At 70.8% G+C, this 26,849-nt stretch carries 23 protein-coding genes; 16 read left to right on the top strand and 7 right to left on the bottom strand.

The window, feature by feature from the left end:
* The first annotated feature begins 23 nt into the window (after positions 1–23).
* The 3 genes from A4A78_RS08305 to add all read left to right on the top strand — a co-directional run bounded on the left by A4A78_RS08305 (position 24) and on the right by add (position 3,677).
* A complete protein-coding gene (locus A4A78_RS08305) occupies positions 24–806 on the top strand; it encodes an alpha/beta hydrolase-fold protein (RefSeq protein WP_062948233.1) in 783 nt (260 codons plus the stop codon).
* 201 nt (positions 807–1,007) lie between these two features.
* On the top strand, positions 1,008–2,495 hold the full coding sequence (locus tag A4A78_RS08300) for a C69 family dipeptidase (RefSeq protein ID WP_062948231.1): 1,488 nt from the start codon (positions 1,008–1,010) through the stop codon (positions 2,493–2,495).
* A 171-nt stretch (positions 2,496–2,666) separates the two neighbouring features.
* A complete protein-coding gene (gene add / locus A4A78_RS08295; RefSeq protein ID WP_062948229.1) occupies positions 2,667–3,677 on the top strand; it encodes an adenosine deaminase in 1,011 nt (336 codons plus the stop codon).
* A 36-nt stretch (positions 3,678–3,713) separates the two neighbouring features.
* Here add and dld read toward each other — a convergent pair whose 3' ends face one another.
* From dld to A4A78_RS08280, 3 genes are all read right to left on the bottom strand, one after another.
* Entirely contained in the window at positions 3,714–5,423 is a 1,710-nt protein-coding gene (gene dld / locus A4A78_RS08290; protein ID WP_062948227.1) for a D-lactate dehydrogenase, read from the bottom strand.
* A 159-nt stretch (positions 5,424–5,582) separates the two neighbouring features.
* Positions 5,583–5,984: a GNAT family N-acetyltransferase gene (locus tag A4A78_RS08285; protein ID WP_062948225.1), complete on the bottom strand. Its 402-nt coding sequence runs from the start codon at positions 5,982–5,984 to the stop codon at positions 5,583–5,585.
* A gap of 30 nt (positions 5,985–6,014) precedes the next feature.
* Complete coding sequence (locus A4A78_RS08280; protein WP_062948223.1) at positions 6,015–6,476, bottom strand: carboxymuconolactone decarboxylase family protein; 462 nt, start codon at positions 6,474–6,476, stop codon at positions 6,015–6,017.
* A 492-nt stretch (positions 6,477–6,968) separates the two neighbouring features.
* Here A4A78_RS08280 and A4A78_RS08275 point away from each other — a divergent pair, with 492 nt between their 5' ends.
* The 7 genes from A4A78_RS08275 (at position 6,969) to A4A78_RS08245 (ending at position 16,251) form a co-directional block, all read left to right on the top strand.
* Positions 6,969–8,699, top strand: coding sequence for a glycoside hydrolase family 32 protein (locus A4A78_RS08275; RefSeq protein ID WP_062948221.1), 1,731 nt, complete (start codon positions 6,969–6,971; stop codon positions 8,697–8,699).
* A 108-nt stretch (positions 8,700–8,807) separates the two neighbouring features.
* Positions 8,808–10,223 carry a family 43 glycosylhydrolase gene (locus A4A78_RS08270; protein ID WP_062948219.1) on the top strand — a complete coding sequence of 472 codons (1,416 nt, stop codon included), beginning with the start codon at positions 8,808–8,810 and terminating at the stop codon, positions 10,221–10,223.
* A gap of 44 nt (positions 10,224–10,267) precedes the next feature.
* Positions 10,268–11,608: an ABC transporter substrate-binding protein gene (locus tag A4A78_RS08265; protein ID WP_062948217.1), complete on the top strand. Its 1,341-nt coding sequence runs from the start codon at positions 10,268–10,270 to the stop codon at positions 11,606–11,608.
* A 33-nt stretch (positions 11,609–11,641) separates the two neighbouring features.
* Positions 11,642–12,520, top strand: a complete 879-nt coding sequence (locus A4A78_RS08260) for a carbohydrate ABC transporter permease (RefSeq protein ID WP_053917806.1) — start codon at positions 11,642–11,644, stop codon at positions 12,518–12,520.
* A gap of 61 nt (positions 12,521–12,581) precedes the next feature.
* Positions 12,582–13,523: a carbohydrate ABC transporter permease gene (locus A4A78_RS08255; protein WP_062948215.1), complete on the top strand. Its 942-nt coding sequence runs from the start codon at positions 12,582–12,584 to the stop codon at positions 13,521–13,523.
* Positions 13,520–14,551, top strand: a complete 1,032-nt coding sequence (locus tag A4A78_RS08250; RefSeq protein ID WP_062948213.1) for a LacI family DNA-binding transcriptional regulator — start codon at positions 13,520–13,522, stop codon at positions 14,549–14,551. The genes A4A78_RS08255 and A4A78_RS08250 overlap by 4 nt, the downstream gene beginning before the upstream one ends.
* A 176-nt stretch (positions 14,552–14,727) precedes the next feature.
* A complete protein-coding gene (locus A4A78_RS08245) occupies positions 14,728–16,251 on the top strand; it encodes a glycoside hydrolase family 32 protein (protein ID WP_062948211.1) in 1,524 nt (507 codons plus the stop codon).
* Positions 16,252–16,381: 130 nt separating this feature from the next.
* On the opposite strand, the gene A4A78_RS08240 is transcribed toward A4A78_RS08245, so the two are convergent.
* Positions 16,382–17,956 carry a glycoside hydrolase family 68 protein gene (locus A4A78_RS08240; protein ID WP_062948209.1) on the bottom strand — a complete coding sequence of 525 codons (1,575 nt, stop codon included), beginning with the start codon at positions 17,954–17,956 and terminating at the stop codon, positions 16,382–16,384.
* A 270-nt stretch (positions 17,957–18,226) separates the two neighbouring features.
* Between A4A78_RS08240 and A4A78_RS08235 the strand changes: the two genes are divergently transcribed.
* Positions 18,227–18,571 (top strand): helix-turn-helix transcriptional regulator, encoded by a 345-nt coding sequence (locus tag A4A78_RS08235; protein WP_369816759.1) that lies wholly within the window; start codon positions 18,227–18,229, stop codon positions 18,569–18,571.
* Between the two features lie 19 nt (positions 18,572–18,590).
* Here the strand turns inward: A4A78_RS08235 and A4A78_RS08230 are convergent, their stop codons facing one another.
* Both A4A78_RS08230 and A4A78_RS08225 read right to left on the bottom strand, forming a co-directional pair.
* On the bottom strand, positions 18,591–19,634 hold the full coding sequence (locus A4A78_RS08230) for a CPBP family intramembrane glutamic endopeptidase (protein ID WP_062948205.1): 1,044 nt from the start codon (positions 19,632–19,634) through the stop codon (positions 18,591–18,593).
* A 270-nt stretch (positions 19,635–19,904) separates the two neighbouring features.
* A complete protein-coding gene (locus tag A4A78_RS08225) occupies positions 19,905–20,669 on the bottom strand; it encodes an SDR family NAD(P)-dependent oxidoreductase (RefSeq protein ID WP_062948203.1) in 765 nt (254 codons plus the stop codon).
* Between the two features lie 150 nt (positions 20,670–20,819).
* Between A4A78_RS08225 and A4A78_RS08220 the strand changes: the two genes are divergently transcribed.
* Together A4A78_RS08220 and A4A78_RS08215 are read left to right on the top strand one after the other, a co-directional pair.
* Entirely contained in the window at positions 20,820–21,605 is a 786-nt protein-coding gene (locus A4A78_RS08220) for an SDR family oxidoreductase (protein WP_082835256.1), read from the top strand.
* Complete coding sequence (locus A4A78_RS08215) at positions 21,602–22,291, top strand: FadR/GntR family transcriptional regulator (RefSeq protein ID WP_062948201.1); 690 nt, start codon at positions 21,602–21,604, stop codon at positions 22,289–22,291. Before A4A78_RS08220 ends, A4A78_RS08215 begins: the two co-directional genes overlap by 4 nt.
* A 12-nt stretch (positions 22,292–22,303) precedes the next feature.
* Here the strand turns inward: A4A78_RS08215 and A4A78_RS08210 are convergent, their stop codons facing one another.
* Entirely contained in the window at positions 22,304–23,212 is a 909-nt protein-coding gene (locus A4A78_RS08210) for a LysR family transcriptional regulator (protein ID WP_062948199.1), read from the bottom strand.
* Between the two features lie 165 nt (positions 23,213–23,377).
* Here A4A78_RS08210 and A4A78_RS08205 point away from each other — a divergent pair, with 165 nt between their 5' ends.
* The 3 genes from A4A78_RS08205 (at position 23,378) to A4A78_RS08195 (ending at position 26,828) form a co-directional block, all read left to right on the top strand.
* The gene (locus A4A78_RS08205; protein WP_062948197.1) at positions 23,378–23,617 is read left to right on the top strand and encodes a hypothetical protein; all 240 of its coding nucleotides are present in this window, start codon (positions 23,378–23,380) and stop codon (positions 23,615–23,617) included.
* Entirely contained in the window at positions 23,610–25,226 is a 1,617-nt protein-coding gene (locus A4A78_RS08200; protein WP_197466652.1) for a sodium:solute symporter, read from the top strand. The genes A4A78_RS08205 and A4A78_RS08200 overlap by 8 nt, the downstream gene beginning before the upstream one ends.
* A 111-nt stretch (positions 25,227–25,337) precedes the next feature.
* On the top strand, positions 25,338–26,828 hold the full coding sequence (locus A4A78_RS08195) for a 4-hydroxyphenylacetate 3-hydroxylase family protein (protein WP_062948195.1): 1,491 nt from the start codon (positions 25,338–25,340) through the stop codon (positions 26,826–26,828).
* The last annotated feature ends 21 nt before the right edge of the window (positions 26,829–26,849 follow it).

Below are 26,849 nucleotides of genomic sequence, written 5' to 3'. Positions count from 1 at the left end.
CCCGTCCCCTCGAGAGGTGTCCCATGCCCGCCACGTACTCCGCGCCGCTCCGCCTCGCCTATGACCAGTACACCGTCAGATCCGACCGTCAGATGCTCGAGACGACGATCCGGGTGCTCGAGCCGGCCGGTCTGGACCAGCTGGAGAACCCCCGGCTGCTCTTCCTGCTCCCGGCCACCCCGGAGCTGAGCCACCGCTCCGGCGACGGGCTCGACGAGGTCCTGCGTCACGGCCTCCACGACCGCCACGGACTGATCGCCGTCGCCCCGACCTTCTCCGACTGGCCCTGGATGACTGACCTGCCGGACCGGCAGATGTTCCAGCAGGTGCTCTACTTCGTCGAGGACGTCGTGGGCTTCATCGACCAGAAGTACCCGGATCTGCCCCGCCTGCTGGTCGGCTACAGCAAGGGAGGCTCGGCGAGCCTGCAGCTGCTGCTGCGGTACCCGGAGCTCTTCCGCGCGGCCGCGGCCTTCGACTCGCCCGTCATGAAGGAGCAGCCGGATCAGTGGGAGATGCCCTACTACTGGCCGAACCCGGAGCACTTCCGTGACTTCGCGATCCCTCACTTGCTGAGGACGCGGGGTGGGCTGCTCGGCCCGAACCCTCGCATCGCGCTCTTCGGCCACGCGAACTTCGGAGCGGATCCCCCTCAGTGGTCGAAGGACCACCTCGGGGAGGGCCACGAGCTCATGGAGCAGCTCGGCATACCCCATCTGTACTCCGACGACACCCGGCGCGAGCACCGCTGGGACTCTGGCTGGCTGCCCACGGCCATCGACGCGCTCGACCGCATGTCGAGGTGATCGGGCCGAGCGCGACCGGCCTATGACGACGACCGACTCACGGCTCGCCACTGCGCAGGAAGGGGATCGCACGGCGACGAGTCCGACGCGCAGCTCGCTGGCTTCTCCGCGGCGCGCACCTCGACGCGGACGTGACCGACGTCGGCGGAGGACTACCGTGGGCGCCGTCCCCGTCCGCGCCTCCGAAGGAGTCACCCGCTCATGCCCTGCACCACCCTCCTCGTCGGCCGCCGTGCGAGCGCCGACGGCTCCCCGCTCGTAGCCCGCACCGAGGACTCCTCGGCCGGCAGCTTCGATCCGAAGCGGGCCGTGGTGGTGCGTCCCGAGGACCAGCCGCGCACCTACACCTCCGTGCTCGGCGGGCGCTCTATCGAGCTGCCCGAGAACCCGCTGCGCTACACCGCGATCCCGAACGCCCTGCCCGACGAGGGGATCTGGGGCTGCGCCGGGATCAACGCGGCCGACGTGGCGATGAGCGCGACCGAGACGATCACCTCGAACCCGCGCGTGCTGGCCGCGGATCCGCTGGTCGAGCGCGACGGGGAGACGCCGGGCGGCTTCGGGGAGGAGGACTTCGTGACCGTCGTGCTGCCGTACATCCGCTCGGCCCGCGAGGGCGTGCTGCGGCTCGGGGCTTTGCTGGCCGAGCACGGCACCTACGAGATGAACGGGATCGCGTTCAGCGACGCCGAGGATATCTGGTGGCTCGAGACGGTCGGCGGGCACCACTGGATCGCGCGGCGCGTGCCCGAGGACCACTACGTGACGATGCCGAACCAGCTGGGCATCGACTCCTTCGACCTCGAGGACGCCGAGGGTCCCGGCCGCGACCACCTCGCGAGCCCCGACCTGCGCGCCTTCCTGCGGGAGCACCACCTGGACCTCACCCTGCGCAGCGGCTCCACCGCCGGCGACACGGCGTTCAACCCCCGCGAGGCCTTCGGCTCCCACACCGAGCACGACCACCTCTACAACACGCCCCGCGCCTGGTACATGCAGCGCACCCTCAGTACCCGCGCCGAGGAGTGGGACGCAGGCCGCCCCGGCGCGAGCCCCGAGGCCGACGACCTCCCCTGGAGCCGCCGGCCGGAGCGCCTCCTCACCGTCGAGGACGTCAAGGACGTGCTCTCCTCCCACTACCAGGGCACCGTCTTCGACCCCTACTCCCCGCGCGGCACCGACGCGGAGCGGCGCGCCTTCCGCCCCATCGGCATCAATCGCCACAACGCACTGGCGATCCTGCAGATCCGCGGCGACCTGCCCGCCCCGCACCGCTCGGTGCAGTGGATCGCCTACGCCTCGCTGCCGTTCACGACGCTGATCCCGATGTTCACGAACGTCGAGGAGGCCCCGGCCTATCTCTCGACCACCGGCGAGACGGTCTCCACCGACAGCTTCTACTGGACGTCGCGGATGATCGCGGCGCTGGCCGATCCGCACTTCCACCAGGTGATCCCCCTGATCGAGCGGTACCAGCAGCGCACCATGGCGCTCGGCCGCGCCGCCGTCCGGGCGGCCGACGGGAGGGCCGCGTCGGCCACCGCCGACGAGGACGTGCCCGCGCTGCTCGCCGCGGCGAACACCGAGATCGCCGAGCAGGTGCGCGAGGCGACCGAGGCGCTGCTGGGGCAGGTGCTGTTCCTCGCGAGCGAGGGGATGACCAACCGGTTCTCGCGGTCGGACGGGTGAGTGGCGCAGCACGGGCTCGCGCCCATCGCCTCGACGATGCAGACGTCCTGGGACGGACCTGACCGATCGACGGATCGACCCCGTACTGCCGTGATCGCACCGCGCTGAAGTGCAGCGAGCCTCCTATCCTGGCGGAGTCCTGCCCTGTGACCTCGAGGAGACCGCCCCGTCATGCCCAGCTACGATCGCCCGTTCATCGATTCCCTGCCGAAGGCAGAGCTCCACCTGCACATCGAGGGCACCCTCGAGCCTGAGCTGAAGCTCGAGCTGGCCCGCCGCAACGGTGTCGACATCGGGCAGAGCACGGTGGAGCAGGTGCGTGCGACGTACGACTTCACCGATCTCACCAGCTTCCTGGCCGTCTACTACCCCGCCATGGAGGTGCTGGTCACCGAGCAGGACTTCCATGACCTGGCCATGGCGTACTTCGAACGCGCCGCCGCCGACGGAGTGGTGCGCGCGGAGACCTTCTTCGACCCGCAGGCCCACACCAGCCGCGGCGTGCCCTTCGCCGCCGTGGTCGACGGGCTCTGGTCGGCTGTGCAGGAGGCACGGGGCCTCGGCGTGGAGGCCGCGCTGATCATGTGCTTCCTGCGTGATCACAGCGTCGAGTCGGCCGAGGAGACGCTCGCGGCCTCGCTGCCCTATCGAGACCGGATCCTCGGGGTGGGGCTGGACTCCGACGAGCGCGGCAACCCGCCCGAGAAGTTCGCCGCAGTCTTCGACGCCGCGAAGCAGGCCGGCTACCGCCTGACCATGCACTGCGACATCGACCAGGAGCAGTCGATCGCGAACATCGCCACGGTGCTGCACAGGATCGGCGTGGAGCGCATCGATCACGGGACGAACATCCTCGAGGACGACGCCCTGGTCGCCGAGGCGAAGGAGCGCGGGATCGGGTTCACCTGCTGCCCGCTGTCGAACTCCTTCGTCACTGAGCAAATGAAGGGTCAGGAGATCACCGACCTCCTGCGCCAGGGGCTGAAGGTCTCGGTCGCCTCGGACGATCCCGCCTACTTCGGCGGCTACGTGGGCGACAACCTCGAGGCGCTGGCCATCGCCCAGGAGCTCAGCCGCGAGGAGGTCGTGCAGCTTGCCCGCAACTCGCTCGAAATCAGCTGGGCCGACCCTCAGCGCATCGACGCGTGGGTTGCTCAGCTCGAGGAGATCGCCGCTCGATGAGAGGAGGGAGGGCCGCGGCCGGTCCGGCCGCGCCGCTCACCCCCACCCCTTCTTCGCCGACGTCTCCCCCACCCCGACGTTGAACATGTTCAGCGGGTCCAGCTCCCGGTAGTGGGCGACCAGCTGCTCGGGGGCCGGGTAGATCCGCCCGTAGTTGTGCTCGGCCGGGACCGCAGCCCCGCGGTCCACCAGCAGCTGCGTCATCCGCTTCTTCAACGCGACCGGGTCCACGCCCTTCTTCGCCACATGGTCCTGGTGCAGGACGTGGCAGAAGAAATGGCCGAAGTAGGCGCTTTCGAGCAGCTGGTCGGAGATCTCCTCGGGCAGGCGCTCCAGCCAGTCCTCGTCGTCGCGGCGCAGGGCCACGTCGAAGGTGACCATCTCCGAGGCCTCGGCGCGGCGCATGACGAAGCAGCGGCTCGCGGCGCTGGCGACGCCGAAGCGGATCAGGGTCGCGCTCTGGGCCTCGTCGGCGTCGCACTCGAAGAAAGCACCCTCGTGCTCCGGCTCCGCGAAGAACTCGCGCAGGAACCGCTCCGTCGCCGCGCGCTCGCTGCCGCTGACCACCAGCAGCAGGTGGTGGTCGAAGCGGTCGCGGAAGTCGGTCAGTCGGCGCGGGATCCTCTCCGGCACCAGGGAGAAGAGCTTCTGGGAGATCGCATCGGCGGTGGAGGGTCCGAAGCCGGGCAGCTTCGCGAACACGCCGTTGGCCCAGGCCTTCAGCGCGAACATGCGCACCAGGGTGGCCGAGCCGGCGTGCTTGAGGGAGACGTAGGTGTCCTTGCCGTACTCGGTCGCGAGGTCGAAGGCGTGCGCGCTCATGTACTCCCCGGAGATCGGCAGCGGGCCCTCGGCGGCGAGGATGCGGCGGCGCAGCGCCTCGAGATCGGCAGGGCGGTCGGTGCCGATGTAGAAGGTGGCCTTGTCCTTCTCGAGCGGGAAGGTGCGGGTGCGCACGGCGAAGACCATGATCTTGCCGGCGTTGCCGGAGGCCTCGTGGAGGAAGGTCGGGTCGGCGTTGAAGCGCGCCGGGGTGTCGACCAGCTGGCGCACGTGGTCCGCGTAGTCGGTGCCGGTGGAGTCGGGCGGCGGCGGGGTGACGTCGGCGGCGTCCCAGTCCCCGCGCTCGAGCCGGTCGAGGATGTGCGTGGGGTCGGTGCCGAGATCGATCCCGAGGTGGTTCACCAGGTGGATCCGGCCGTCCTCATCGACGCGCGCGAAGATCGCCTGCTCCGTGTAGGCGGGGCCCTTGCGGATCTGGGAGCCGCCTGAGTTGTTCGCGATGCCGCCGACGACGGTCGCGCCGATGGAGCTCGAGCCGATCACCGAGTGAGGCTCGCGGTCGTGCGCGGCGAGCTTCTCCTCGAGCGAGAACAGGGTGGCGCCGGCCAGGCTGATCGCCTCGCGGGCATCGTTGATGAGGTGGATCCCGTCGATCCGCAGCGTGGAGAGGATGACGATGTCGCGGTCGTAGTCCTGGTCGCCGGGACCGGAGCCGCCGGTGAGACCCGTGTTCGCGGCCTGGGTGATGACGATCAGATCGTGGTCCACGCACACCTGCAGGGCCCGCCACATGTCCACCAGCGAGCCGGGCCGCAGCACGGCGAGCACGTCACCGGCGCCGAAGCGGCCGCCCGTGGTGAACGGCGCGGTGGCACGCGCCGAGGTGAGCACGTGCTTGCGTTCCATGATCCGGGTGAAGGCCTCGACGGCCTCGGCCGATCGCTGGTTCCTCGGTGTGCGCATTTCCGGCTGCTCCTTCGCCTCGGGTGCTGCGAGCACGCTGCGGTGCTCGGGGCCGTCGCGACCCCCTCGACAGCGTAGTCACCTGCGAGCGTCGCATGCGGGGCGGGGGCGACGACAGGGGCGTTCTCGGGCTGTGAGAGGCGCGGACGGCTGCTCAGCTCATGATGCCGTGCCGTCGGCCTCGCCGTTCGCGGCGCGCACGGCCTCGAGGTGCACGGACTTCACCCGGTCCACGGAGTCCGCGAAGTCGTCGTGGCCGCGGACCCAGCGAGCGACGTACGGGCAGACGGGCACGATCCGCTTGCCCTGCTCGACGCTCGCGGCGAGCGCGCCGCGGGTGAGCACGCCGGCCAGTCCCCGCCCGCCGAAGGCGTCGTCGATGACGGTGTGGTAGAAGATCCGCTGGTCATCGGGGTTCTCCGCCGGGGTGGTGAACATCGCGAAGCCTGCCTGGCGGCCACCGACGAGGATGTCGAAGCGCTGCCGCTCGGGGTTCTCCCGCACCTCGACGGTCTCGTCGGCCGGGTCGACGGTCTCTGCGGGGGTGGTGTCGTCGGTCATCGGGGGTCCTTCCTGAGGAGGGCGCGGCGGTCAGCGGGCGCCGGGCACGGGGTGGTGGGAGAGCACGGACAGACGGTTGTACGTGGTCATCAGCACGGCGGACCACTCCAGCGCCGCGAAGGCCTGCTCGCCGAGCACGTCGCGGGCGGTCATCAGGTCGCGGTCGCGGACCATCGGCTCGGGCAGGGTCGTGACCGTCTCGCCCAGCAGCAGCGCGGCGCGCTCGACGGCATCGAAGCTGGGCGAGTCGCGCCAGACGGGCAACTGGGCGACCTGGTCGTCCGGCGCGCCGGCGCGCACGGCACGACGGTGGTGGAGGTCCACGCAGAAGGCGCAGCCGTTGAGCTGGGAGATGCGCAGGTACATGAGCTCGAGCGTCGTCGTCGCGATCCCGGCGGACTCGTTCTGCTCCGCGACGGCGCGGCGCACCTCGCCGAGCAGGTCCCAGGCCTCGGGCGCGGTCCTGTCCAGGAACGGCAGCGGCCGTCTCATCACGCGCTCCCTTCGTCGGGTCCGTGCTCGCACACTAGTTCACCGGTGCCCGGACGCGGGGCGGTTCCGCAGGACGATCGAGAGCACGGACCAGTAGGTCGGCGCCGCCCGGACGATCCCGCCCTCGCCGAGACGCTCCGGATCGCCGCCGAGCAGGTCACGGCCGAGGCCGCAGCGCGACGCCTGCACATGACCCTGTCGGCCATGAGCCGGCGGTCGACGCCGCTCGAGCGGCGTCCGCGACCGATCCCCGGTGAGCGGTCCGACGGCTCCCGGTCCGAGCAGGACGATCGCGTGCGGAGGTCCGGTCTCGACGCGCCCGGGCCGTGACCTCCCCAGCACGGACTCTCCGCCGCACCGGACGGGTCGACGCGGGCAGCGCTCTCCCGCGGCTCCTCTCACACCCGATGGAGGTGCGCACCGCCCTTTCGCTACCGTCGGATGACCGCGTGATGGGGCGCACCGATCCAGTCGCCACGCCCCGGAGCCGCCATGACCCGCCTCGCCCGCCGATCCGTCCTGCAGCGCACCGCCGCGGGGATGATCCTCGCCCCGCTCGTGCTGGGCGCGGCCTCCTGCACCGGGGGCGAGGACGACCCGGGGCCCGCCCCCGGCGACAGGACGGACACGCCCGACGACGGGTCCGAGAGCCTCCGCCCCCGCTTCCATCTCACCCCTCCCACCGGCTGGATCGGCGATCCGCAGCGCCCCGTGCGGATCGGCGACACGCTGCATCTCTACGGGCTGCACCACGGCGAGGACACTGTTCCCGGCCCCACCGCCTGGGCGCACTGGACCAGCACGGACCTGGTCTCCTTCACGCACCAGGGCACGGCGCTCACAGGGGCCGACGGGGTCGACGTGTGGAGCGGCTCCGCGGTGGTGGACGAGCAGGACACCGCCGGCCTCGGCGCCGGGAGGGTGATCGCGCTGGCCACCCGGCCCACGGACGGCCGCGCCGAGCTGCAGGAGCAGTACCTCGCCGTCTCCGAGGACGCCGCGACCTTCGCTCTGGAGCCGGATCCGGTGCTGGCGAACCCCGACGGTCCCGCCGCACGCACCGAGGAGGAGATCGCCCAGGCCTCCTGGTTCCGTGATCCGAAACTGCAGCGGGACGAGGAGCGGGAGCAGTGGGTGTGCGCGATCGGCCGCGACCACCGCGTGTCCTTCTGGACCTCCCCGGACCTGCGCTCCTGGGAGCAGCGTGAGGAGTTCGCCTACCGCGACCTGGATCCCGACGGCCCGGACCTGGGCGGGGTGGAATGCCCGGACATGTTCCCCCTCACCGCGGACGACGGCACCGTGCACTGGGTGCTCGGCGCGAGCCTGGACGGCAGCGGCGCAGGCGAGCCGACGAACTACGCGTACTGGGTGGGCGCCTGGGACGGCGAGCGCTTCGCCCCGGCGGACCCCGCGCCGCGCTGGCTCGACCGCGGAGAGGACTGGTACGCCGCGGTGACCTGGCCGTCCGCGGATGACCCGGAGCACGTGCGCCACGCGATCGGGTGGATGAACAACTGGGCCTACGCGCGTGCGGCCTCTGCGACCGCGGCCTCCGACGGCTACGACGGCCAGTACTCGGTGGTGCGCGAGGTGCGCCTGGTGCGCGACGACGATGGCGCGCTGACCCTCGTCTCGACCCCGGTGCCGACGCTCGCCGCGACGGCGACCGCCGCGCGGGACCTCGCGGACCAGGAGGTCGTCCCCGAGGAGACCGACGGCACCGGATCCGACGACGCAGAGGAGGTCGAGGGGCTCACGGAGCTCGGTGCGCTGGGGCGCGCTGTCGCCCTGGAGATGGACGTGAGCTGGGACGATGCCGCCGAGGCGGCGGTGACCGTGGTCGGCTCCGCAGACGGCTCCCGGGGCACCCGGATCACGCTCGGCGGCGGGCAGATGCGGGTGGACCGCAGCGGCAGCGTGCTCATGCAGAGCGCGGCCGACGCTGTCGACGGCGGAGCGGGCGCCGAGGACGACGCCGACCCGGACGGCGCCGCGGAGCCCTTCTCGGGACTGACCGCGGCGATCGCCCCGATCGATCCGGCCGCTCGCTCCGCGCACCTTCAGATTCTGGTGGACACGCAGAGCGTGGAGGTGTTCCTCGACGACGGCCGCACCGCGATGTCGATGACGGTCCACCCCTCCCCCGGCGAGGAGCACGTGCGGCTGCACGCGGTGGGCGGATCCGTCCGTTTCACGGGACTGCGCCTGCGCGAGCACTGAGTCGTACGGCGCCGCACCCCTTCGGCACCGAATCTGCGCAAACGCTTGACCACCGACCGGCGAGCGTTCTACAGTCCCTGATCAAACGTTTGATCACGAGGGAGTGACATGCACCGCGCGCCGTTCTTCACCCCGACCCCCGACTGGGTCGGTGACACCATTCCGTTCGTCCACGAGGACGTGCTGCACGTCTACTACCTGCACCACCAGCGGGAGGCGCCGGGCCAGGGCACCTCCTGGCACCTGGTCACCACCACCGACCTGGTGACCTGGGAGGACCACGGCGAGGTGCTCCCCCATGGCACCGCGGCCGAGGAGGACCTCAACTGCTACACCGGCAGCATCGTCACCGACGAGGACGGTCTGCACCACCTCTTCTCCACCGCTCAGAACCCCGCGTTCACCGCCCCGGACGGCCGCCCCCTGCAGCGCGTCGCCCATGCCACGAGCACCGATCTGCTGCACTGGACCAAGCACCCCGAGCACACGTTCAGCGCGCCCGAGGGATACGACCCGGCGGACTTCCGCGACCCCTTCGTGCATCGGCCCGACCCGCATGGCCCGTGGGAGATGCTGCTCGCCGCTCGGCACGCCGCCGGTCCCGAGCGTCGCCGGGGCACCGTCGGCCGCCTCAAGAGCACGGATCTGCACACCTGGGAGCCGGCTCCGCCGCTGTGGGACCCGCAGCGCTTCCTCACCCAGGAGTGCCCCGAGGTGTTCCGGATCGGTCAGTGGTGGTACCTGGTGTACTCCGAGTTCACCGATGCCTTCGTCACCCGGTACCGCATGTCCCGCTCCCCGGAGGGTCCCTGGCACGCGCCGCGCTACGACTCCCTGGACGGCCGGTCCTTCTACGCGGCGAAGTCCGCCGAGTGGCGGGGGCGGCGGATCTTCGCCGGCTGGATCGCGACCCGGGAGGGACGGCGCGACGCCGGCCCCTGGCAGTGGGCGGGAACCCTCTCGCTGCTCGAGGCCGTGCCGCGCGAGGACGGCACTCTCGACCTGCGCCTGCCACCGGAGGTGCTCGCCCAGGACACCACCACCGCAGACCCCGGGCTCGAGCCCGTCCTCCTCGAGGCCGCCACCGGCTACGCCTCCGCCGTCGGCCGCACCGAGCTCCCCTCCCGCGCGACGATCCGCGCGGACCTCGCCCTCGACCCGGACGGTCGCGCCGGCGGGCTGCTGCTGCGCACCGACGCCGAGGGCGAGCACGGCTACGTTCTGCGGCTCGAGCCGCAGGCGGGACGAATGGTGCTGGACCGCTGGCCCCGCACCATCACCGGCTCCGAGCAGTGGCAGATCTCCGGGGACGTCCCCCACCTGCTCGAGCTCGAGCGCCCCGCGGATCTCAGCGCCCCGCACCACCGCCTCGACCTGGTGCTCGAGGACGACCTGCTGGTCGCGGTCCTCGACGAGAGCGTGGCCCTCTCCACCCGCCTCTACGACCACCCCGCCGGGCGTCTCGGCGTGTTCGCCGAGGACGCCTCCCTCACCCTCACCGCCCTGCACGTCACCACCGCCTGACCCCACTGCCCGAACCGCTCATCACCTGTCGAAGGAGACATCCCATGAAGCGCAAGCAGTTCCTGGCCCTCGCCGCCGGTGCGGCCTCCCTCCCCCTGATCGCCGCGTGCGGTGGCAGCACCGGGGGTGCGAGCTCCACCGCCGCCGCCGTGGAGGGGGAGATCGAGCCCCGCACCATCTCCTGGCTGCTCTCGCGGCCCGCCAACGGCGCGGTCATCGAGATCATGACGGCCCTGGCCGAGGAGTACGCCGCCGACCACGAGGGCTTCTCCCTCGAGCTCATCACCACCCCGGACCGCCCCAGCTACATCCAGAAGTACGAGACCCTCGCCGCCGCGAACGAGCTGCCCGAGCTGTTCGACACCGACGCCACGCCCTTCGCGGCGAAGCTCAACGCGGCCGAGCGCATGGTCGACGTCGAGGACCTGCTCACCCAGCTCGGCGTGCTCGAGGACTTCCGCCCGGCCGCGCTGGACTACCAGCGCTTCGACGACGGGACGCTGCGGATGATCCCGCTCGAGTTCGGGGTCGAGGTGTTCTGGTACAACAAGGCGCTGTTCGCGGCGGCCGGGGTCGAGGTGCCCACCACGCTGGACGAGATGGTGCCGCTGTGCGAGGCCCTCGCCGCGTCCGGCGTCACCCCCATCGCCGTCGGCGGCGCGGATGCCTGGCCGCTCGAGCGCTACGTCGCCTACCAGCCGTTCCGCATCGCCGGACCCGACTACATCACCGACCTCAAGCGGGGCGACGCCGCCTTCGCCGATGAGCCGGGCAGCGCGTCCGCCGCGTGGCTCGCCGAGCTCGGCGAGGTCGGCGCCTTCCAGCAGGGCTTCTCCTCCGTGGGCTACGCGGATGCGCAGGCCCTGTTCACCTCGGGCAAGGCCGCGATCTACAACATGGGCACCTGGGAGCTGCCCAACCTCGCCACCACCGAGCTGCCCGCGGAGATGCACGAGCAGATCGGCTTCTTCACGCTCCCGGCCGCCGACGGCTCCGTCACCGGGGCCGACGAGTTCGTGGCCCCCTCCGGCATCGGCGTGGCCGTGAACGCCCAGACCTACGACCCGCTGGTGCGGGACTTCCTCCGCTTCGCCCTCGAGCGCTACCCCGAGGAGTACGCCAAGAGCGGCCTGCTGGGCCCCACCAGCATCGACCCGGTGATCCCGGACAACGCCCTGCCGATCTACCAGGAGGCGATCGACGTCGCCGCGGAGCTCGGCGAGGCGACCCTCATGCCCTGGGACACCCAGCTGGATCCCTCGACGAACTCGCGACTCCAGCAGGAGCTGGTGCTGCTGGTCCAGGGAGACATCACCGCCGAGGAGTTCCTCACCACCATGGACGACACCCTCGCGAAGAACGCCCCCAAGTACTTCGAGGACTGAGCGGCACGCCGCCTGTCACGGACGGAGAACCCCATGCTCCCCTATCGCTCACGGCTCTCGGTGGCCGTGTTCCTCACCCCGCCCCTGCTGCTCTTCGGCGGCGGCGTGCTGCTGCCGATCGTGCAGTCGCTGGGCCTGAGCTTCTACGAGTGGGACGGCATCACCGGTCTCGACTTCGTGGGGCTCGCCAACTACCGATCGCTGCTGCTGGACGACGACGTGTTCCGCACCGCCTTCGTCAACCAGCTGGTCTACCTCGTGATCTGCCTGCTGCTGCAGGTGGGCGGCGGTCTGCTGGTGGCGACGCTGCTGATGACGATCACCCGGGGCCGCGAGATGCTCAAGGTGCTCTACCTGATGCCCGCGGTCATCTCGACCCCCGCGATCGCGCTGCTGTTCCAGCGCATCTACTCCTTCGAGCCGGTGGGGCTGGTCAACACGCTCCTCGGCGCGGTGGGTCTGGACGCCCTGGCCCGGCCCTGGCTCTCCGACGTCTCGACGGTCCTCGCGGCGGTCTCCGCCCCCGAGGGCTGGCGCTTCCTGGGGCTCTACACGGTGATCCTCTACGCGGCGCTGCTCGCGGTGCCGAAGGAGCTGGAGGAGGCCGCGTCCCTGGACGGGGCGAACCCCTTCCAGGTCTTCACGCGGATCCGGTTCCCGCACATCATGCCGGTGTTCGTCACCACCCTGATCATGGCGACCACCTACGCGCTGCGCGGCTTCGACATCCCGTTCCTGCTCACCAACGGAGGCCCCGGACAGGCCTCCGAGCTGGTGACCACCTACATGTACAAGACGGCGTTCACCTCCGGGCACTTCGGCTCCGCGAGCGCGATCTCCGTGATCATCGTCCTCGAGTGCCTGGTCGCAGTGGGGCTGATCCTGCTGCTGCTGCGCAGGAAGGCGGACTGACATGACGTCTGCATCCGCACCCTCCCCCGCCCTGCCCGAGCCCGCCTCGAAGGAGCGGAACATGACCCGATCCCCCGCTGACGGCCCCTCCCCCGAAAGCGGCTCCCCCGACGGCTCCTCCACCGACGGGTCGTCCACCGCCGGCGCCGCTCCGCGCCGCCGCCGCCGGCCCACGCCGCTGCGGATCTCGACGATGATCTCCCGCGCGCTCATCGCCGCGGTGCTGGTCCTCCAGGTCTATCCCTTCCTGTGGCTGCTCCAGACCAGCCTTCGCGACCGGCAGGACTTCGCCGCCTCGAACCCGTTCTCCCTGCCCACGCAGCTGACCCTGGACAACTTCGCGCGCGCCATCGAGCAGGGCGACCTGCTGCGCAACATCCTCAACAGCCTGCTCATCACCGGCGGCGCCTGCCTGCTGCTGGTGGTGTGCGGGATGGCCGGGGCGTACGCGATCGCGGTGCTCGGCTTCCGGTTCTCCGGCCTGGTCAAGGGCCTGTTCCTGCTGAGCATCGTGGTGCCGGTGCAGGTGGCGCTGGTGCCGCTGTTCATCGACTACTCGCGCCTGGGCATCCTGGACACGCGAGCGGCGGTGATCATCCCGCTGGCAGGCTTCGCGCTGCCGATGGCGCTGTACCTGTTCCTCTCCTTCTACAGCTACATACCTCGCGAGATGTACGAGGCGGCGACCCTCGACGGCGCCGGCCCCTACCGCATCTTCGCCCGGATCACGCTGCCGATGTCATGGAACACCGTGGTGACGGTGGTGATGGTCAACGCGATCTTCATCTGGAACGACTTCATCTTCGCCAACACCTTCCTCCTCAGCGAGGAGCTGAAGACCATCCCTCTGGGCCTGCAGAACTACATCGGCGCAATGGGCAACACCGACTGGACGGCCACCTTCGCCGCCGTGTCGATCACCGTGACCCCGCTGCTGCTGGTGTTCCTCGTGCTCAACCGTGCCATGATCTACGGTCTCGAGAGCGGAGCGAGCAAGGGATGACATCGATGACGGGCACGGGGCGAGCGGACCGCACGGTGACGATGCGCGAGGTCGCCGAGCGCGCCGGAGTCTCGGTCACCACGGTCTCCCACGTCGTCAACGACAAGCCGGGGGCCCGCATCGGCGCCGAGGCCCGGGCGCGCGTGCAGCAGGCCGTCGCGGACCTCGGCTACCGCCCCAACGTGCTGGCCAAGAACCTGGTGCAGGGCACCAGCGCCTTCATCGGCCTGGTCGCGGACTCCATCGCGACCACGCCCTTCGCCGGTCAGATCATCCGCGGCGCCCAGGAGGAGGCCTGGCGGCACGGGCACGTGCTGCTGGTCGCGAACACCGAGGGCGACGAAGCCGCGGAGCGGGACGCGCTGGGGATGATGCTCGAGCACAAGGTGCGCGGCATCCTCTACTCGACGTGGAACCACCGCGCCACGGAGATCCCCGACGCCCTCGCCGAAGCCGACCATGTCCTGGTCAACTGCTACACCGCGGGCACCGCGACCCGGGCAGTCGTGCCCGACGAGGTGGGCGGCGGCCGCACGGCGACCGACCTGCTGCTGGCGCAAGGGCACCGGCGGATCGCGTTCGTGAACACCACATCCCCCTCCCCCGCCCGGGAGGGCCGCCTGCAGGGGTACCGGGAGGCGCATGCCGCCGTCGGCGCGGAGGTGGACGAGGCACTGATCCTGGACGCGTCCCCCGAGCAGGAGGGCGGGTACGACGTCGCCGAGCAGCTCCTCGCCCTCGGCGTGACCGGCGTGTTCTGCCACAACGACCGGGTGGCGATGGGCCTGTACGACGCGCTGCGGGAGCGGGGGCTGCGGGTGCCCGGCGACATGGCGGTGGTCGGCTTCGACAACCAGGAGGTCATCGCCGGCCACCTGCGGCCGCCTCTGTCCACCGTGGCGCTGCCCCATTACGAGCTCGGCGTCCGGGGGGTACGGGTCCTGCTGGGCGCCGAGGAGCTCGCGCCCGGCGAGCAGCTGCGCGTGAGCTGCCCCGTCGTCGCCCGGGACTCGATCGCCGGGCGCTGAACCGCGGCCCCCGCTCGACCGCCCCCGCTACGACGCGACCCATCAGCGGCATCGCTGCGCTCCGCAGGAGCACGCCCCTCCCCGCACCGTCGCACAGCCGTCGCGTCACGCACCGTCCCCGAACCGAACCGATCCGATCCGTCCCCGATCCCACCGATGATGATGGAGAACGCCCGATGATGATCAGACCCACCCGACGCGACCTGCTGCGCACCTCCGGCTGCGGAGCCCTGGCCCTCACAGGAGCCCTCCTGAGCACCACGACCTCCCCCGCCCTCGCCGAGGAGCCCGCCTCGCTCCGCGCCCGCTTCCACCTCACCCCGCCCCGCGGCTGGCTGTGCGACCCTCAGCGCCCGATCCTCGCCGGAGGCACCACGCAGCTGTACTACCTGCACTCGGAGCAGAACTCCGGGGACGGCGGGTGGGACCGGGCGTCCACTGCGGACCTGGTCACCTTCGAGCACCACGGGGACGCGATCCCGCTGCGCCCGGACTTCCCGGTGTGGTCGGGCTCACTGGTGATCGACGAGGAGGACACCGCCGGCTTCGGCGCCGGCGCCGTGATCGCCCTGGCCACCCAGCCGACCGGCGGCGTGCGCAGGCAGCAGGAGCAGTACCTGTACTGGTCCCTCGACGGCGGTGCGAGCTTCACTCAGCTCGATGACCCGGTCATCGTCAACGAGGACGGCCGCGAGGCGGAGACCCCGGCGGAGGTCGAGAACGCGGAATGGTTCCGGGACCCGAAGGTCCACTGGAACGCTGCGCGCGGGGAATGGGTGTGCGTGATCGGCCGCCACCGCTACGCGGCCTTCTACACCTCCGCGGACCTGCGCACCTGGACGCTGCGCCGCAACTTCGACTACCGCCTCACCCCCCAGGACCCGGACCTCGGCGGCATCGAGTGCCCGGACCTCTTCGAGATGACGGCCGACGACGGCACCACTCACTGGGTGCTCGGCGCGAGCATGGACGCCTACGGCGTGGGGCTGCCGATGACCTACGCCTACTGGACCGGGACCTGGGACGGCGAGCAGTTCCTGGCCGACTCGCTCACCCCTCAGTGGCTGGACCACGGCTGGGACTGGTACGCGGCGGTGACCTGGCCCGCCCCGGAGGACCCCGCGCGTCTGCGGTACGCGATCGGGTGGATGAACAACTGGAAGTACGCGAACCGCGACGTGCCCACCGACCTCTCCGACGGCTACAACGGCCAGTTCTCGGTGGTCCGCGAGCTGCGCCTGCGGCGCGAGGCCGACGGGCGCTGCGCGCTCGTGTCCACGCCCGTGCCGGCGCTCGCGGCGGCCGCGCGCACGGTGCGCACGCTGCCTGACGTGACCGCGGACGGCGCGGCCGTGCTGGACGTCGACGCCCGCGCCTACGAGCTCGAGCTCGACCTGACCTGGGAGGAGGCCACGAACGTGGGCGTGATCGACGGACGCGTCTACGTGGACCGCGGCCCCTCGGATCTCGAGGGATACTCCTTCGGAGAATTCCGCCGGGCGGAGGCGCCCATCGACCCCGCCGCGCGCGTCGTGCACCTGCGGATCCTGGTGGACACGCAGAGCGTGGAGGTGTTCGTCGACGACGGGTACACGGTGCTGTCCCAGCAGGTGCACCTGCTGCACGGGGACACCGGCGCCTCGCTCTACGCCGACGGCGGCCCGCTGCACGCCACCTCGATCACGCTGCGGGAGCACTGAGCCCCGCCCCGGTCGGCGACGCGGCGCCGCCCCCTCTCGGGGACGGCGCCGCGTCGGTGATGCCGGGCTGCTCCTCCTGCGCGGTCGTCCGCGGGCCGTCAGGCCCGGGGCTCCCGGCGCAGGCCGCCGATCACTTGTAGTGACCGACACCGCCCTTGCGCTTGTTGGTGGGGAGGTACGCGTACGGGCCCAGGCCGTCGTCGCCGAAGGAGTAGTCCACCGCGGAGGTCGCGGTGGCACCGTCCACGTCCACCTTCACGGTGGGCGAGAGGGTGCCGCCGCGGCGGCCCTCGACGTTGTCGATGAAGGACTGGACCAGGCCGCCGGGCTGGATGTAGTGCGAGTACGCCTGGAACTGGCGCGGGTTCTGACCCTCGGTGGGCGACTCGGGGGCGTCGGCCGGGAGGTTCAGGTCCACGGGACTGCCCAGCACCACGCCGGAGGAGTTCAGCGGCTGGAAGTCGGAGCGGATGCCGTCACCGACGAAGCCGTAGACGCCGTCGGGGCCACGGAGGTCCGCCGCGTAGGTGAACTGGTGGGAGATCGTGAACAGGAAGTACTTCCCGTCCTCGATGATCATCTGGGGGCGCTCGGTCTGGTCGTTCACGCCGTAGGCGGTGAGGATCGGGGGGAGCATGGTCCAGGAGGTGAGGTCCTTGGAGTCCGCCCAGGCCAGGCCGATGTTGCCGCGCTGCCACTGGACGCCCTTGGCGTTGACCTCGTCGACGGTCTCCGCGAACGGGTCGCCGTCGACGTAGCCTAGGTCCTCGGCGGTCGCGTCGGTCTCCGCGGTGCCGGGCACGCCCGCGCCGCAGCCTTCGAAGAGCATGAAGGTGATCCCGGGGGTCGCCGGGTCCTCGAAGGTGAAGGGGTCACGGAAGGAGAAGTACTGGTTCTGCTCCTGGGTCTGGTACCAGGTGCCGTCGGGCTCCGCGATCTCGACGTGCTCGCCGAAGTCGGAGAAGCTCACGCCCTTCTTGGTGGCCTTGATCTTGCCGAGCACGGTCGCGAGCACGGCGGGCTTGCCCTCGGTGCCGGGACGCTTCTCGCCGAAGGTGGTCGCGGTGTAGAACACGCGCACCTTGTTGCCCTGCAGGAGGCGGGCGGAGCCGGACCACTCGGTGTTGGACAGGGAGGTCTCGTCCTCGAAGAGGTAGCCGCCGTAGGTCCAGGCCTCGTCGGGCTCGGCGGTCGAGGGGCGGGTGAAGTAGCCGATGCGGGCGCTCCAGTGGCGCTCGTCGAAGGGGATGTCGCGCGGGGCGACGAGGGAGAAGATGACGTCCCAGCCCTTGTAGCTCATCTGGTTGGAGTACTCGTCGGTCAGCGACCAGGTGTCCCAGACCCACACCTCGTCGGTCATGATCGGGAAGTCCCTGGGGATCTCCGGCATGGTGATCGACTCCGGCATGGAGTTCTCGCCGCGCTCGACGCTCGTGTCGTTCTGGGTGCGCATGATCTGGCGGGCATCCGCACGGGTCCAGCGGGCGTGGAAGTCACTGGTGATCGGGTCGTAGGCCTGCTGGGTGTGAGGGGTGGGCTGCGGGCCGTCCGCGGTCGGGGCGGCGGGAGTGGCCGAGGCGGCGGGGGCTGCCTGGGCCGCGGAGGAGCCGAGCGCCGAGGCGGTGCCGGCGGCGGCCAGCGTGCCCAGGGCGAGGGCGCCGAAGCCGCGGCGGGTGGGGTTCAGGGGGGTGGTGTGACGGGACACGTCTACTCCTGGATCGGGGATGCGGGAGACGGTTGCCGGCGTCGAGACGGACGTGCCGCCGTCGACCGCCGGCGCTCGTCGGAATCGACCTTGACACGTGCCGAAGCGGGCGCGTCAAACGGTCGTGACGGCGGCCACAGGGGCACTCATTCGCTTGACGCCAGGCACAGCGGCTTCCTTCAGTGCAGGTCAGAGCGCCACAGCCGCGTTCAGGTGAACGTTCCCGTGAAGCTCGGCAAGGCGTGACGGAGACCTCACGCAGACCGTCGGATCAGCGACGCGCCTCGAGCGGTCGACCAGCCGCCGGCCGGGCTCAGACCTCCCGCAGCCGCTCCGCATCGTCGCTCCCGGCTGCGCATCGCCGACGTCGCCGCGGCCGTTCACCTGACCCCCTCGCACGCGATGACCGTGTTCCGCCGCACCGTCGGCGTGACCCTCGGGCAGTACGTGACCATGTGCCGTGTCGCCGAGGCGCAGCGCCTGCTGCTGACCACCTCGCTGCGCGTCACCGAGATCGCCGAGGAGGCCGGGTTCGGGTCCCTGTCCAGCTTCTACGAGCACGTGAGCTCGGCGTGCGGGATGACGCCGCGGGAGTACCGGCGGCAGGGTCGGTGAAGCGCCCGCCCCGGCGCGCTCACCCGTCGGCCGGGCTCGCCTCCCGGCCCCGTCCGTCGCCGAGCGGGTCCAGGTGCGGCAGCGCGGGCTCGCGCTTGCCGAGGAGGAGCAGTCCCCCGGCCGCGGCCATGAGGAGCACGCCGGCGATCCCGAGGGGACCGTCGAGGAAGTGCGAGTAGTGCGCCATGGTCTGGGTGGTGGCGGCGATCCCGAGGAGCACGCCGGAGAGGGTGTTGATCCCGGCGTGCGCGAGGGCGGCGGGCAGCGGGCTGCCGCTGGCGCGGTCGGTGAGGGCGCCGAACAGCAGCGTCATCGCGATGCAGGGCAGCAGGAACATCGCCACCGCCGCCGCCCGGTCCGCGCCGGGGTAGTTGTAGCCGATGAGCACGACGGGCAGGTGCCACAGCGACCAGATGACGCCGCCGACGAGCGTGGCGGGGATCCGGCCGAGCGGCGTCAGCGCCAGCCACAGCCAGCCGCGCCAGCCGATCTCCTCGCCAAGGGTCGCGAGCGTCGTCACGAGCAGTCCGGCGAACACGGTGGCGGCGGTGATCAGCACGAGGGCGATCGCCGGGATCTCCTGCCCGGTCTGCGCGGCGACCTGGGCCATGCCGGTCTCGAGCCAGGTGCGACCGGTGAGGTCCATCGGGACGCCGCGCACGGCGGCGACCAGCTCGCTCAGCAGCAGGATCGCAACGACCAGCACGAGCCCGAGCGGCATCCAGGCGAGGATTCTCGCCCAGCGTCCGCGGAACCGCAGGCCGACGCGGGTGCGCCAGGAGACGCGCTCGACGCCCTTGGCCATGATCAGGGAGGCCGCGGCGGGCGCCCACATCCCGACTGCGATCACGGGGGTGAAGGCGGGATGGGCGATGCCTCCGGGCAGGAACCAGAACGGCGCGGCGGCCAGCGCGAACAGGCCGTAGGAGATCAGCATGAACAGGCCGATCCGCCGCCACGGGACGCGGGAGTACCGGATCACGGGAGCCGGCGGCAGGTTCGCGGCGCGGGCAGGGTCAGGAGAAGCGGCAGGGGCGGGAGCGGTGAGGTCGGCGGTGTCCATGTCCTCCACCACACGCCTGCCGCGCCCGGAAGTCCACGGTCCGGTGCTGCGACGCGACCTCTGACGGTCGGCAGTCGACGAAGGTCGTCGTCCGGCGTCGCTCACCCCCGCCCTGCCGACCTCACCGCCCGGCCGGTGGTCGCCCCTCGGTACGCTGCCGCCCGATGTTGCCGTTCGCTCCGGAGAGGAGCCAGGTCGACTCGGAGAGTGCGGTCGTGTCCGCCAGGCCAGGCCCCGCCGCCCGACGTCGGCGGCCTGAAGCCCCCGCCCTCACCTCCCGTGCGCCACCGCCGGGATCTGCGTCGCGAGCTTCCCGCCGGACACGTCCACGAGGGTCCCGGTGATGTACGAGGCCTGGTCGCTGGCGAGGAAGATCAGCAGGTCGGCGACGTCGTCGGGGCTCTCCCAGCGGCGCAGCGAGAGGGTGTCCAGCAGTCGGTCCTGCCGCTCGGCGGGCATGTCGGCGAAGCCGTTCATGGAGGTGGGGACCATGCCGGGGGCGTAGGCGTTGACGGTGATGTCGTGGGGGCCGAGCTCGGAGGCGAGCACGCGGGTCAGCTGCACCACGGCGGCCTTCGAGGCGGCGTAGGCGGCGCTGCCCACGCTCGGCACGATCGCGGCGAACGACGCGGCGTTGAGGATCCGCCCGCGCCCGGCCCTCTGCATGTGCGGGGCCACTTCCCGGCACATGAGGAAGGTGCCGCCGGTGTTCACGTCGAAGCACTTCTGCCAGGTCGCCCAGTCGGTCTCGACCACGGTCGAGTCCGCGACGATCCCGGCGTTGTTCACGAGCACGTCGATCGTGCCGTGGCGCTCCACGACGGCCTCGACCGCGCGGTGCACGGACTCCGGGTCCGCGACGTCGCAGACCACCTGGTCCACGGTCGGCGCATCCTCCGCCGGCTCGTCCGGGAAGGCGAGGTCGAGCGCGACCACGCGCGAGCCCTCCTCGGCGAAGCGTGCGGCGATGGCCGCGCCGATCCCACGCGCCGCCCCGGTCACCACGACCACCCTGTCCCGCAGATCCAGCTCCATCGCCCTGTCCTCTCCTGCGGCTGCCGTGCCGCGCTCGGTGTGCGGCCCGTCGGCCGCGCTCAATAGTCATACTATTGGGTGACGTCGGCCCGTGGGGCCGGGAGGTCGCCGCAGAGGACCTGATGGCGAGGACGCCCGAGGAGGAGCGAGATGACGACGGACGGGACGACGGCGAGCGGACGAGGCGCGCAGCACGAGCCGACGCACGGCGCGAGCGCGACCCCTCGCACAGTGTGGATCACCGGCGCGGGCAGCGGCATGGGGCGCGCGACGGCGCTGCGGGCGGGGCGCTCGGGCTGGACGGTCGCGCTGAGCGGCCGGCGCCGTGAGGTGCTCGAGGAGCTCGCGGCCGAGGTCCGCGAGGAAGGCGGCAGCGTGCTGGTCGCACCGCTGGACGTCCAGGACCGGAAGGCCGTGCGGAGCACCGCCGAGCGGATCACCGAACGCCTCGGCGGGATCGACGCACTCGTTCTCGCGGCCGGCCTGAACGCGCCGAAGCGGCGCTGGGACGATCAGGACCTGACGGAGTTCGACGCTATCGTCGCCACGAACCTCACCGCGGTCGCGAGCACCGTCGATGCCGCCCTCCCCCACCTGCGCGAGCGCGGCGGGCAGGTCGTGGTGATCTCCTCCTATGCGGGCTGGTCGTTCCAGCCCGGTGCGGGGGTCGCCTACTCGGCGAGCAAGACGGCGCTCGGCTCCCTGGTGCGCACACTGAACCAGCAGGAGGCCGCGCACGGGGTGCGGGCGTGTCATCTGTGCCCGGGCGATGTCGCCACCGACTTCCTCGACCAGCGCCCCTCCGTGCCCGACGCCGAGGCTCGCGCACGGATGCTCACCGCGGAGGACATCGCCCGCACCGCCTGCTTCGTGCTCGACTCCCCCGCGCACGTCCGCATCGACGAGCTGGTCGTCTCCCCCGTCTCGCAGGCATGACCGCCGGCGCGAGCGCCTTCGAGCAGGCGCTGGACCAGCTCGGCGCCGCGATCGTCGGCGGCGAGCTGGAGGCCGGCGCCGCGGACACGATCGAGGGGTTCATCGCCCGCACCGGCGCCTCCCGCAGCGTGGTCCGCGAGGTCACGCGAGTGCTCGGCGGACTCGGGATGCTGAGCGCCGGCCGACGGGTCGGCCTGCGCATCCTCCCGATCAGCGAATGGGACCTGCTGGACCCGCGAGTGATCCGCTGGCGCCTCGAGGGCCCGGACCACGCGCGGCAGCTCGCGGAGCTGCGCTCCCTTCGCCATGCTGTCGAGCCCGCGGCCGCCGCGGCCGCGGCCCGCGAGGTGCGCGACGGGCGCGGGAGCACCCGCGCGCTCGATACCGCCGCGGAGGCGATGGTCGAGGCGGCCGAAGGGCCCGAGTCCGGCGCCTTCCTCCCCGCCGACCGGGCCTTCCACGCCGAGGTCCTCGCCCTCTCCGGCAACGCGATGCTCGGCCGACTGCGGGCCGTGATCGAGGAGGGGCTGCGCCACCGCGCGACGGTCGAGCGGGGCGAGCAGGCCCCCGACCGGCACGATCTCGGCCTGCATCAGGAGGTCGTGGCCGCGATCGGCGCCGGCGACGAGGCGGGGGCCGCCGCGAGGATGCGGGAGATCATCGAGCGGGCGACCCCGGCACGGTGAGCTGCGACGCGCTCAGTTCATCAGCGCTCCGCGACGACACTGCGCGATGAACGCCGTGGCCCGCCTGCTCAGCCGCACTCCTGCGGGATGAAGGGCGACCACGGGAAGCGCCGGCAGATCATCGTCGAGATCCCGCGCCACCGGGCCTCTCGGGGATCCGGGGGCGGCGTGGGCGACCTGTGTGAGCAGCGCGCAGCCGAGCCCCTCGGCGACGAGGTTCGCGACGAGCTGGCTCGAGCTCGTGCGGAAACGGACCTCGGGCTCCAGTCCACGCTCCCGGAAGAAGGACAGGAAGTAGTCGGCGGCCGGGTGGAGATCCAGAAGGATGAGCGGCTCGGCAGCGAGATCGGCAAGGGACACCGGACCATCTGCCAGTGCGTGCCCCGGCGGGACCAGCGCACGAGGAGGTGCCGCAGTGAGCGGCACGGCGCTCAGGCGCTGCGGGTCGGGAAGTCGGTCGAGTCGGTAGTCGTAGGTGATCGCAACCTCGCACCGACCGTCCTGCAGAGCGCCTGCCAGCTCCAGGTCCGACCCCTCGAAGAAGCTCAGCTCGATCGCCGGATGCGCTTCGAGGAAGCCGCGGACGTTCGAGCCGATCATGTGGGGCGCGAGCGTCGTATAACAGCCCACTCTGAGCGGGCCGCTGAGGCCTGAACCGGATTCCTGGGCCGCATTGCGGAACTCGTCCGCGAGCTCGAGAAGAGTTCGGGCCCGACCGAGCAGCTCGGCCGCGCCCGGCGCCAGTGTCACCCCGCGGCGGTGGCGATGCAGGAGCGTCACCCCGAGTGCCCGCTCGAGATCAGCGAGCGCGGAGGACATCGCCGACTGCGAGACGCGCGCCGTCTCTGCCCCGCCGGAGACCGAGCCCCGTTCGGCCACGGCGACGAAGTACTCGAGCTGCCGCAACGTGATCTGAGCCATACCTGCAGATCATACGGTCATATCGAGATAAGCGATAGCAGCAACCGGTATTTCCTGTTTTCCTTCTATAAGCGATCGACCTAGTGTTCCTGCAACGCACGATCCGACGCGCACCGCAGCGCGACGACGCCGGGCTCCCGGCGCTCTCGACGACGAGGGAGAAGCATGCCGACCAAGACGCAACGACGGATATTCGCCGGGGTATGGCTCACCTATTTCACGGTGAGCATGCTCGCGTTCATCTGGCCCCTGGTCTCCGTGGCGAACTCGATCGAGCCGCGGATCTTCGGCATCCCGTTCCTCGTCAGCTGGTACCTGATCTGGGTGCTCGTGATCTTCGTCGGCTCCGTGGGGATGTACCTCTGGGACCTGCGCCTGAGCTCGCGAGGTGGTCATCGTGGCTGACTGGATGATCGTCTCCGGGGTCGTCGGCCTCTACCTCGCGCTCGTGCTCGCCGTCGGCCTCGCCGCGAGGCGCGGTCAGGAGTCGAGCCTGGAGGGCTACGCGACCGGCGGCCGCTCGATCGGCATCGTGGTGCTGTTCTTCATCCTCGGTGCCGAGATCTTCTCCGCCTTCACCTTCCTCGGCGCCCCGGGCGAGGCGTTCGGCTCGGGCGTGCCCTCGCTCTACATCCTCGCGTACCTCTCGCTCGCGCTGGTCATGTGGTGGTTCATCGGTCCGCGCGTGGCCGAGCTGGGCCGCCGCCACGGCTACATGACGCAGGCCGACCTCATCTCCGACAGGTTCCGCAGCAAGAAGCTGTCGATGCTGATGGCCGCGATGAGCGTGGTCGCTCTGATCCCCTATCTGACGATCCAGATCACCGGTGCCGGTCTGCTGTTCAGCTTCGCGACCGAGGGGAAGTTCCCCTTCTGGCTCGGGTCGCTGATCGCCTTCGGCGTGGTGACGCTGTACGTGTACGTCTCCGGGCTGAAGGGCATCGGCTGGACCAACCTCCTGCAGGGCGTGCTGATGCTCGTGGTCGCCTGGGTCATCGGGGTCTCGGTGATCGTGCAGTTCTTCGGCACTCCGGGAGAGATGTTCACTCAGATCGAGGCCGTGGCGCCCGAGTACCTGACCCTCCCCGGCGGCGGCGACGCCTGGACCTGGGGCACCTTCTCCTCGGCGATCGTGCTCAGCGTGCTCGGCTTCGTGATGTGGCCGCACGTCTTCATGAAGTCGTACAGTGCGGGCTCGAACCGCTCGATCAAGAAGACCATCACGCTGTACCCGCTGTACGCGCTGCTGGTCGTCCCGATCATCCTCGCGGGGCTCGGCTCGATCGTGCTGCTGCGCGACGACCCGCCCGCCCGCGCCGATGAAGCGCTGCTGCAGGTTCTCGTCTACCTCCTGAACCTCCCGCCCGCGGTGGTCGGCGTGATCCTGGCCGGGGCTGTCGCCGCCGCGATGTCCACCGGCGCGAATCTCGCCCACGCAGCAGGCACCATCTTCGTGCGCGACTTCGTCCAGCCCGCCGCGGGCAGCCGTCTCTCTGACACGGCGGCCTACCGCTGGACCCGGCTCTCCGTGGTCGTGATCTCGGCGCTGGCCTTCGTGTTCGCGGTCGTCAACGTCTCTACGATCGTGCAGCTCTTCCTGCTCGCCTACGGCATCGTGATCCAGTTCCTGCCCCTGACGCTCGCAACCCTCTACTGGCGGCGCGCCAACCTCGCCGGTGCGATGAGCGGAGTGATCGGCGGCCTCCTCGTCTCGATCTGGTTCACCTTCGTGCAGCCGCATCCGCTGGACATCGACGGTGCGCTGTGGGGCCTGGCGGTCAACACCCTGCTGACGGTCGTGGTCTCGATCGCGACCAAGCCGATGCCGGCCGAGCACACGGATCGCTTCATCATCACCGCCGACGAGCTCGACGAGGCCGATCTCGCCCTCGACGCCGAGAAGGACGCCCTGGTCCAGGCCGGGACCTCGCCGGCGGCCGCCCCGGCTCCCGAGGCCAGTTCCGGCACATCGCACCCGCCAACAGCGCGCAGCGCAGCCCAGCGCCCCGACTGACCGTCCGGGCTGACGCCCCGTCGGCCCTCACCCAGCACGACACCCACGACCTTCCAGAGGGTGCCGCTATGCGGCATGCCCTGGGCTACAGGAAAGAGAACGGAGAGTGCCATGATCCGCACTGGCCAGGAGTACATCGAGTCCATTCGGGACGGCCGTCAGGTCTGGATCGACGGCGACCGCGTCGAGGACGTCCCGAACCATCCGGCATTCAAGCCGATCGTCGACATCCGCGCGCGGATCTACGACCTCGCCCACGAGCCCGAGACGCAGGACGTCATGTCATACGTCGATGAGGAGTCCGGCGAGCGCAGCCCCGTCGGCGCGAAGCCGCCGAAGACCAAGCAGGACTGGTACGACAAGAAGACCGCCGTCGAGACGGTGCTGTCCGACGTCGGCGGGGTCGTGACCCGGGTGGGCGACGAGACCTTCGGCGAGATGTGGTCGCTCTTCGACGGCAAGGAGGTCCTGGACCGGATCGATCCGCGGTTCTCCGAGAACATCACCCGCCACATCCGCGAGACCGTGCTGCACGATCCCTTCCACGTCTCGGCCAATACCGATGCGAAGGGCGATCGCTCCAAGTGGCCGCAGGAGCAGGATCCCGACTGCCTGCTGCGCGTGGTCAAGGAGACCGACAACGGGATCGTGGTCCGGGGCGCGAAGTTCGAGACCGCCGCCGCGTACGCGAACCAGGCCTTCGTCAAGCCCACCATCGCCGACTGGAACAACGCCCCGCAGTCCGAGTACGCGGTCGGATTCCTCTCCCGCATGGGCGCCCCCGGCCTGAAGCACGTGTGCCGCAGCGGCTTCGCCGGCACCAAGCCGATGGAGGACTACCCGCTCTCCAACCGCTTCGACGAGATCGACACGATGTTGATCTTCGACGACGTGGAGATCCCGTGGGAGGACGTGTTCTTCTACCGGCACACCGAGGCGGCCTCGTTCATCCGCTCCACCCTGCACCGCTACAGCGTCTTCCCGTTCCTGCAGCGTCACCTGCGCCATGCCGACTACTTGCTCGGCGCGGCCTACCTGAGCGTGCAGCAGACCGGTGTGAAGAAGCATCAGGGGGTCCGCGAGAAGATCGCTCGGATCGCCGCGTACCGCGAGATGATCAACGCCCATCTCATCGCCGCGATCGAGACCGCGCAGAAGAGCCCGGAAGGTCTCCTCATGCCGAACCCGCACATCATGTACTCCGCCCGGGTCCAGGCCTGCGATCAGCTGCCCGAGATCATGCACCTGGTGCGCGATCTCTCCGGCTGCCAGATCAGCCTCGTGCCCAGCGCCTCCAGCTTCGACAACCCCGAGATCTCGGGACTGCTGGAGAAGTACTTCACCGTGGGCGACGAGGGCGCGGAGGAGCGTCGCAAGATGCTCACCTTCACCCGCGACCTGCTGAACTCCGACTACGCCGGGCACCGCCTGACCTTCCAGCTGTTCGCACAGTCGCCGCCGTTCTCCCACCTGCTGGCCGTCTACAACAACTACGACTTCAGCGAGGTCAGCGAGCTGGTGCGCGAGGCGATGGACGTCGCGACCCGCACCGAGCCCGTAGTGCACGAGCCCGCCCCCGGCCTCGTGCCCGCCTCCGCCTGAACCGCTCCCCCACTCCCCGAG

Source organism: Brachybacterium sp. sponge, from assembly GCF_001613775.1.
GTDB classification, from domain to species: domain Bacteria; phylum Actinomycetota; class Actinomycetes; order Actinomycetales; family Dermabacteraceae; genus Brachybacterium; species Brachybacterium conglomeratum.
This window is presented reverse-complemented; position numbering and strand designations above follow the sequence as displayed.